7 protein-coding genes and 2 tRNA genes are annotated in these 7,649 nt (G+C 67.9%); 7 read left to right on the forward strand and 2 right to left on the reverse strand.

What is annotated here, in order from left to right; translation table 11 throughout:
- Positions 1 to 397 precede the first annotated feature (397 nt).
- The gene (locus tag ACXAHD_RS30275; RefSeq protein WP_281551042.1) at positions 398 to 1,015 is read left to right on the forward strand and encodes a hypothetical protein; all 618 of its coding nucleotides are present in this window, start codon (positions 398 to 400) and stop codon (positions 1,013 to 1,015) included.
- A gap of 25 nt (positions 1,016 to 1,040) precedes the next feature.
- On the opposite strand, the gene ACXAHD_RS30280 is transcribed toward ACXAHD_RS30275, so the two are convergent.
- Positions 1,041 to 1,114 (reverse strand) — tRNA-Gly (locus tag ACXAHD_RS30280).
- 156 nt (positions 1,115 to 1,270) lie between these two features.
- Between ACXAHD_RS30280 and ACXAHD_RS30285 the strand changes: the two genes are divergently transcribed.
- The 6 genes from ACXAHD_RS30285 (at position 1,271) to ACXAHD_RS30310 (ending at position 6,713) form a co-directional block, all read left to right on the forward strand.
- Positions 1,271 to 1,344, forward strand: a tRNA-Pro gene (locus ACXAHD_RS30285).
- Positions 1,345 to 1,508: 164 nt separating this feature from the next.
- A complete protein-coding gene (gene tig / locus ACXAHD_RS30290; protein ID WP_281551041.1) occupies positions 1,509 to 2,855 on the forward strand; it encodes a trigger factor in 1,347 nt (448 codons plus the stop codon).
- 214 nt (positions 2,856 to 3,069) lie between these two features.
- Positions 3,070 to 3,714 carry a ClpP family protease gene (locus ACXAHD_RS30295; protein WP_278170716.1) on the forward strand — a complete coding sequence of 215 codons (645 nt, stop codon included), beginning with the start codon at positions 3,070 to 3,072 and terminating at the stop codon, positions 3,712 to 3,714.
- An 11-nt stretch (positions 3,715 to 3,725) separates the two neighbouring features.
- A complete protein-coding gene (locus ACXAHD_RS30300; protein ID WP_281551040.1) occupies positions 3,726 to 4,388 on the forward strand; it encodes an ATP-dependent Clp protease proteolytic subunit in 663 nt (220 codons plus the stop codon).
- Positions 4,389 to 4,599: 211 nt separating this feature from the next.
- Entirely contained in the window at positions 4,600 to 5,889 is a 1,290-nt protein-coding gene (gene clpX / locus ACXAHD_RS30305) for an ATP-dependent Clp protease ATP-binding subunit ClpX (protein WP_281551039.1), read from the forward strand.
- Between the two features lie 26 nt (positions 5,890 to 5,915).
- On the forward strand, positions 5,916 to 6,713 hold the full coding sequence (locus ACXAHD_RS30310; protein ID WP_281551038.1) for a carbon-nitrogen hydrolase family protein: 798 nt from the start codon (positions 5,916 to 5,918) through the stop codon (positions 6,711 to 6,713).
- A gap of 52 nt (positions 6,714 to 6,765) precedes the next feature.
- Here the strand turns inward: ACXAHD_RS30310 and ACXAHD_RS30315 are convergent, their stop codons facing one another.
- Positions 6,766 to 6,981, reverse strand: a complete 216-nt coding sequence (locus ACXAHD_RS30315) for a hypothetical protein (protein ID WP_281551037.1) — start codon at positions 6,979 to 6,981, stop codon at positions 6,766 to 6,768.
- Between the last annotated feature and the right edge of the window lie 668 nt (positions 6,982 to 7,649).

The following is a 7,649-nucleotide window of genomic DNA, read 5'->3' on the forward strand; positions in this document are numbered from 1 at the left end:
CCCGCCGGGCCGCCTGGCCGGGGCCTGGCGGCTGCGGGCCGGAGTGCGTGGCGCGACCATGCACAACGACGATGCCCGGCGGATCATTCCGACCCGGGCGGTGGCGCTCCCGTGCTGCCAGCCAGCGGTGCCGACACGTCGGTACCCCGCGGCGCGGTAGGGAGGTCCGTTAGGGTGGTTTCGACCTCGGCGCCGGCCTCGGCGGGCCGTTGCCGGGCCCACCCTGCGAGACGTAGCGGCCTTCGGCGAGCCTATGCGTGACCCCACCCGTCACCAGCAGTGGAGAGGCTCCACCATGCCGGCAGATCGCCGAAGCCGCAGTGCCCGTGACTCCGCCCGGCCGGCCACCCGGCCAGCCTCGCCGGGGACGCCGTTGGTTCGTCGCCTGGCTCCACTGGTGATCGCTTTCGCGCTGGGCGCACTACTCGCTGCGCCGATCGGAGCCGTGACCGCAGGCGACTCCACCGACGCAGCTGACTCCGCACCGCTCGACGACCGAGTCGCGCAGCTGCAGGCGCAGGAGGAGGAGCGGAACGCTGCCCAGATCGTGGAGCTGACCTCACTTGCCCGCCGTACGCAGGAGAACCTCTTGCCAGTGCTCGACGGGCTAGCCGGTGCGGTGCCGGCGGGCCAACCGCCCGGTCCGGCAGCTCCCCAGTCAGACGTCGAAGGGTGGCGGGGCATCACCAGGGACGTGGTCGAGGACTTCGCCAACCCGCCGTCCGGTGGCACCGGTGTCAACATCGCCCGTTCCGGTCTGGCTGCGGCGGTACGGGCGCTCGATGCCGCGGTCGACACATACACGGCGGCGCTGGCCCTTCCACAGGATGACCGTGGAACTCTGCTGGAGCTCGCTGGCCGTCAGCGGGACATCGCGGTCACCACTTGGTCGGTTGCAGCGACACAACTCGACGTGCTCAACGTCGACGCTGGCAACGGGCACACCCACATCTTCCTCCCGGCCGCGCCGGGGCAGGGCGCCCTGACCGCCGACGGCGTACCGGAAGGGGAGTAGCGCCGCTGACCTGCGGTGGAGCCGATGGAGCGGGCGACGAGAATCGAACTCGCGTAATCAGTTTGGAAGACTGAGGCTCTACCATTGAGCTACGCCCGCAGGCGCCCCGGCGAGCAGGGCACACCATCTAGCGTACAAGTTGTCGCGGGTCTGCCGCACGGGGGTCCCGCCGGCCGGCGCGGAGGGCTGATCCGACAGCCGGCGGGATACCGGGCGGCGTGGCGGATTGCCGACGGCATAGAATGACCGGTGCCACGGGGTGTGGCGCAGCTTGGTAGCGCACTCGCTTTGGGAGCGAGGGGCCGTGGGTTCAAATCCCGCCACCCCGACTGTCAACCGCCGGCTCGGCACCGGGTGAGAACGATCCGGCCTGCCGGCAGGCCTACACTCGATGGGCTGTGCCATGCCACGCGGCGGGGGTGGCTGCATCGAGCAGCGCCCGGCGCCGACAGCGACGACCGGACAAGACTGACATGCATCAAGGAGTACGCCTGTGAAGAGCACCGTCGAGACCTTGAGCCCGACTCGGGTCCGGCTCGCCATCGAGGTGCCGTTCGTCGAGCTCGAACCGAGCCTGCGGAAGGCGTACCGGGAGATTGCCCAGCAGGTCACCATCCCCGGCTTCCGTAAGGGCAAGGTGCCGGCGGCCGTGATCGACCAGCGGATCGGCCGGGGCTCGGTGCTCAACGAGGCCGTCCAGGAGGCGATCCCGCAGAACATCCTGGCCGCGGTCCGTGAGCACGAGGTGAAGACGCTCGGCCGGCCGGAGGTGGAGATCACCGACTTCACCGACGGTGAGGCGCTGAAGTTCACTGCGGAGATGGACGTACGGCCACAGCTGAGCCTGCCGGATCTCAGCACCATCGAGGTCACCGTCGACGAGCTGCAGATCGACGAGAAGGAGATCGAGGACCAGATCGGCGGGCTGCGTGAGCGGTTCGCCACCCTGAAGACGGTCGAGCGTCCGGCCCAGGAGGGCGACTACGTCCAGATCGATCTGGCCGCGACCGTCGACGGCGAGGAAGTGCCGGGCGGTTCGGCGTCCAACCTCTCCCACGAGGTCGGGAGCAAGCAGTTGCTGCCCGGCCTGGACGAGGTACTGGTCGGCCTGGCCGCCGGCGCGGCGACGAGCTTCGTCACTCAGTTGGTCGGCGGCGACTACGCTGGCCGGGACGCGGACGTCGCGGTGACCGTGCGTACCGTCAAGGAGAAGGAGCTGCCGCAGCTGGACGACGCGTTCGCCCAGCTGGCCAGCGAGTTCGACAGCCTGGAGGAGCTGCGCAACGACCTGCGGCAGAAGGTCGAGCGGGTCAAGCGGGTCGAGCAGATCTACGCCGCCCGGGACAAGGCCCTCGACCAGTTGGTCGAGGCGGCTGACGTACCGGCACCCGACGGCGTGGTCCGCGAGGAGGTCGAGCACCGCAAGCAGGCGATGACCGATCAGCTGGAGCGGATCGGGGCCTCCTGGGAGGACTACCTCGGTTCCGAGGAGAAGTCCGAGTCCGACATCGACGCGGAGCTGACCGAGGCGGCCGGGAAGGCGGTCAAGATTCAGCTCCTGCTGGACACCCTCGCCGACGCCGAGGACGTGCAGGTCTCCGATGACGAGTTCGGCCACGAGATCGTGCACCGCGCCCAGCGGGCCGGGATGGCGCCTCAGCAGTACTACGACCAGCTGGCCCGGTCCGGTGCGGCGGGAGCGGTCTACGGCGACGTCCGCCGGGGCAAGGCACTCGGCCTGGTGATGGAGCGGATCACGATGAAGGACGCCGCCGGCAACCCGATCAGCATGGATGCCATCCGGGAAGCCAACGAGGCCGAGCACAACCACGAGCACTGAGCGTGACCGACTGCGGGCCGTCGGCCGGGATGCTCCTGCCCGGCCGGTGGCCCGTTCGTCGTAGCGGACCACCCGCCTGCTCAACCGGGGTGACCGCTGCACCACGTGTCGCGGCCCCCTGCGCTGTGAGCGAACAGCACCCTGAGAACGGCGCCCGGCCCGTTAGCAACGGTTAATGTCGGGCTTAACGACGCACGGAGAGCGAAGGGCTGCCATGACCGATCTGCACATCCCAGCTATGCCCAACCGGGTGAGCGAGGCCCGCGGCGGTGACTCACTCAGTGGCAACCTCGACGACACGGTCTTCAACCGCCTGCTCAAGGAACGGATCATCTTCCTGGGCAGCGAGGTGACCGACCAGGTGGCCAACCGGATCTGCGCCCAGCTGCTGCTGCTGGCCGCCGAGGACCCGGACCGGGACATCAACCTGTACATCAACTCGCCGGGCGGGTCGGTCTACTCGGGCATGGCGATCTACGACACCATGCAGTACGTCAGCAACGATGTGGCCACCATCGCGATGGGTATGGCCGCGTCCATGGGCCAGTTGCTGCTCTGCGCCGGTGCGCCGGGCAAGCGGTACGCTCTGCCGCACGCGCGGATCATGATGCACCAGCCGTCCGGCGGGATGGGTGGTACCGCCTCCGACATCGCCATCCAGGCCGAGCAGATGCTCTACACCAAGCGGATGTTCCAGGAGCGGGTGGCGTTCCACACCGGGCAGGAGCCGGCGCAGATCGAGGCGGACTCGGACCGTGACCGCTGGTTCACTGCCGCTGAGGCGCTCGACTACGGTTTCATCGACCGGGTGATCACTGGAGCCACGCAGGTCCCGACCGGCGCTGGCACCCGCAACTGAGGAAGGCGACGATGACTGACCTGACCATGCCGCCCGGGTTCGCTCCGGTGCACAACCGGTACGTCCTGCCGTCGTTCGTGGAGCGCACCTCGTACGGGATCAAGGAGTCGAACCCGTACAACAAGCTCTTCGAGGACCGGATCATCTTCCTCGGGGTGCAGGTGGACGACGCGTCGGCCAACGACGTGATGGCCCAGCTGCTCACCCTCGAGGGCACGGACCCGGACCGCGACATCATCATGTACATCAACTCGCCGGGTGGCTCGTTCACCGCCATGACGGCGATCTACGACACGATGCAGTACGTCCGGCCGGACATCATGACGGTCTGCCTCGGGCAGGCGGCCAGCGCGGCCGCGGTGCTGCTCGCCGCCGGCACTCCCGGTAAGCGGATGGCGTTGCCGAACTCGCGGATCATCATCCACCAGCCGGCCACCGAGGGCGGCTACGGGCAGGGCTCGGACATCGAGATCCAGGCCCGCGAGATCCTCCGGATGCGGACCCAGCTGGAGGAGATGCTGTCCCGGCACTGCAACCAGGCGGTCGAGAAGGTCCGTAAGGACATCGACCGCGACAAGATCATGACCGCGGAGGAGTCCCGCGACTACGGCCTGGTCGACACCATCCTGACCAGCCGGAAGAAGGGTGTGCTGGCAGGCAGCTCGGCCAGCTGACGACGCACGGTCAGAGGTCGGCCGGGCAGTGAGTAGACTGGCCGACCTCTGACACACCCGATTTTGGGGGTCGGAGTTTGCCCCGCCAGCGGGTAACGTCGAGATGCACCGTCTGACGGAGTTGACCGGCGGCAGGTGCTCGACACTGACGAGGCAGACCGTCCTTAGGCCAGGGCCGGCGAGACCGGCCGAGAGCGCAGGGAGAACGTAGGTGGCACGGATCGGCGACGGCGGCGACCTACTCAAGTGCTCCTTCTGCGGCAAGTCGCAGAAGCAGGTCAAGAAGCTCATCGCGGGCCCAGGGGTCTACATCTGCGACGAGTGCATCGATCTCTGTAACGAGATCATCGAGGAGGAGCTGGCCGAGTCCGGCGAGGTCAAGTGGGAAGAGCTTCCCAAGCCGATGGAGATCTGCCAGTTCCTGGACTCGTACGTGGTCGGCCAGGACCACGCCAAGAAGGCGCTCGCGGTCGCCGTCTACAACCACTACAAGCGGATCCAGGCGGATGCCGCCGGCGCGCCCGGGGCAAACGAGGCCGTCGAGGTCGCCAAGTCGAACATCCTGCTGATCGGGCCTACCGGCTGCGGCAAGACCCACCTCGCGCAGACCCTCGCCCGGATGCTCAACGTGCCGTTCGCCATAGCGGACGCGACCGCGCTGACCGAGGCCGGCTACGTCGGCGAGGACGTCGAGAACATCCTGCTCAAGCTGATCCAGGCGGCCGACTACGACATCAAGCGGGCCGAGACCGGGATCATCTACATCGACGAGGTCGACAAGATCGCCCGTAAGTCGGAGAACCCGTCGATCACCCGGGACGTCTCCGGCGAGGGCGTCCAGCAGGCCCTGCTGAAGATTCTCGAGGGTACGGTGGCCAACGTGCCGCCCCAGGGCGGGCGTAAACACCCGCACCAGGAGTTCATCCAGATCGACACCACCAACGTGCTGTTCATCTGCGGCGGTGCGTTCGCCGGCCTGGACCAGATCATCGAGTCGCGCACCGGGCAGGGCGGCACCGGCTTCGGGGCCCGGCTCCGGGCAGTGTCCGAGCGGTCCACCGACGACATCCTCACCCAGGTGATGCCGGAAGACATGCTCAAGTTCGGGTTGATCCCGGAGTTCATCGGCCGGCTCCCAGTGATCACCAACGTCCGCAGCCTGGACCGTGAGGCCCTGGTCCGGATCCTGACCCAGCCCCGCAACGCCCTGGTCCGCCAGTACCAACGTCTGTTTGAGTTGGACAACGTCGAGCTGGAGTTCGATCCAGGCGCGTTGGAGGCCATCGCTGATCAGGCGATGCTCCGCGGCACCGGTGCCCGTGGCCTGCGGGCGATCATGGAGGAGGTGCTGCTCTCCGTGATGTACGAGGTGCCGAGCAACCCGGACGCCGCCAGGGTCCTGATTACCCGCGAGGCAGTGCTGGAGAACGTCAACCCGACGATCGTGCCCCGGGAGTTCACCGGCCGGCGTCGGCGCGACCGCGAGGAGAAGTCGGCCTAGCCGCAACGCAACCAGGGAGCACCGCCGTGCGTGTCGCTGTCTGCCAGCTGAACAGTCGCTCCGATCAGGCCGCCAACTTGGCGACCGCGTACGGTCTGCTCTCGTCGGCCGCCGCCGGCGGCGCCGATCTCGCGGTGCTTCCCGAGTACGTCGATTACCTCGGCACCGCGGCAGGGCTGCCCGCCCCCGAGCCCGTCGACGGCACGGTCGGACGGTTCTTCGCCGACGCCGCGCGCGATCTCGGGATGTGGGTGGTTGTCGGCTCCTACCACGAACGCGGGCCCGATCCGGACCGGACGTTCAACACCTGCCTGGTCTTCGACCGTGGGGGCCAGCTGGCCGCCACCTACCGGAAGATCCACCTGTACGACGTCGAGATTCCCGGTCGGGTCTCCTACCACGAGTCGAGCAGGGTGGCACCCGGTGCCGACCCGGTCGTGGTGGAGTGCGACGGCATCCGGATCGGTCTGTCGATCTGTTACGACCTGAGGTTCCCTGAGCTGTACCGGCGGCTGGCGACCGAGCTGGGCGCCCAGGTCCTGGTGGTGCCGGCAGCGTTCATGCTGCACACCGGGCGGGACCACTTCGAGGTTCTGCTCCGCGCCCGGGCGATCGAGAACCAGTGCTACGTGTTGGCGGCCGGCCAGATCGGCGAGCATGAGCCGGGCCGTACCTGTTTCGGCCGCAGCATGGTGGTCGACCCTTGGGGCGTCGTCGTCGCCCAGGCGCCGGATGTCCCCGGTGTCGTATTCGCTGATCTCGACCCAGAGCGGGTGGAGTCCATCCGGCGCGAGCTGCCGAGCCTGGCTAACCGCCGGTTCTGACGCCGGCGGGCGACGAGTGCCGCCGGGACCGCCGGCTACGTCGGCCGCAGCGTCAACCACCAGAGGTGAGTACGCCGATCACCGCGAGGCTGATGATCGTGCCGCCGAGGATCAGCAGCGCCTTCGTCATCCGGGACGGCCCGCGAAGGATGAGCCGGTGGATCGAGACGATCACGGCCACCACCACCACAGCGCCGATCACGATCTGCCAGAACGGCAGCAGTAGGGCGGAGATGGCGTCGATGGCCTGTGGTCCTTCGACAGTCATGAGAGCCACTGTTACACGGTCGGCCGCTGCGCGGGGGACCGGCGGCCAGCTCGAAGAGGTCGGCGTCGCCGAAGGGGCGCACCGCAACGCGGCATTTCCGGTACCCAGGAACCTCACGCCGCGTAGGTCAGCCGCCGGACAGCTGGCCGAGTCAGGACCCGAACCCATCCGGTTGCACCCGCACTGACCTGTGCATATGTGGAACACGCCAGGAATCTTCAAGATCAACTTGCGTTCCGCCGCGGCGCCGCGTAACTTTCTCTCTGTCAGCGGGACACGGACAAAACGGCCGGAAACGCAGACAGCCAGGATGGGGTGGGAGACCACCGAACCAGACTGGGCGGGCGGTGCGACTCACCGGCAAGCCGGACTTGAGATTGCGAAACCGACCGGGTAAGGTAGGAAGCCGGCAGGGAGCCGGGCCGAGCCTCGGGTAACGAGGCGGGCCGGTCTGCTGGACACCCCGACCAAAGACAGCCGCGAAGCGGCTGGATCAAGCGCGGGGGAATCCGGGTGGTGCGAGAGAGTTGAAACTAGCTCTTGACAACGCGAACCCAACCGGGTAGGGTAGAGAAGTTGCCCGGCGGAAGTCGGGTGGGACGGATGGCCCTGGTGGGGTTGCCTGCTTGGTGTGGGTGGTTCTGCTGGTGTGTGTTTGTTCTTTGAGA

The sequence above is a fragment of the Micromonospora sp. ABR4_055 genome (assembly GCF_056160425.1).